Annotated in this window: 1 protein-coding gene; it reads right to left on the minus strand. The window is 70.3% G+C overall.

Annotation, left to right across the window (positions count from 1 at the left end; translation table 11 throughout):
* Positions 1-455 (minus strand): type VI secretion system Vgr family protein (locus tag NGM28_RS28555; RefSeq protein ID WP_252092559.1); only part of this gene is annotated, 455 nt, incomplete at both ends.

A 455-nucleotide genomic window follows, 5' to 3' on the forward strand; every position in this document is an offset into this window, starting at 1 on the left:
CTGGTGAGGTGGTTCGGGCCAGGGGTGGTCAGGGCGATGCCGGCCGGGCTCGACACCACCAGGTGCGGCTGGGTGAATTCAGCGAACTCGTTCTTGGTCAGGTCGCCTGGGCCGCTGCCGAGGATGCCTTGGTGCTGCTTGTGCAGGTCCTTGGCCACGGCATCCTGGTCGCCGGGCTCCTGGGCCTGCATCTGCTTGGCCAGTTCCGCCAGGCTGTCCTGCTGTTCGCTGGCGGTGGCCAGGCGTTCGGCGGTCTCGGGCAGGTCCTTGTGGTGCTTGGCTTCGTTGGCGCGGGGTTCGGTGGTGATCAGCAGGCCGCCAGCGGCGCGCACGGCGCCGTGGCGGTCGGTGCGCAGCTCGAAGCCTTCGCCACGGGGCGCGCCGCCCGACGGTCTTGGGTGCGTCAGGTAGCCGAGGTTCAGCGCACTGGCGCCGTGGTCGCTACGCAGGGCGAT

Origin of the sequence: Pseudomonas sp. MWU13-3659 (assembly GCF_023757525.1) — a bacterium.
In the GTDB taxonomy this organism is placed as follows: domain Bacteria; phylum Pseudomonadota; class Gammaproteobacteria; order Pseudomonadales; family Pseudomonadaceae; genus Aquipseudomonas; species Aquipseudomonas entomophila_E.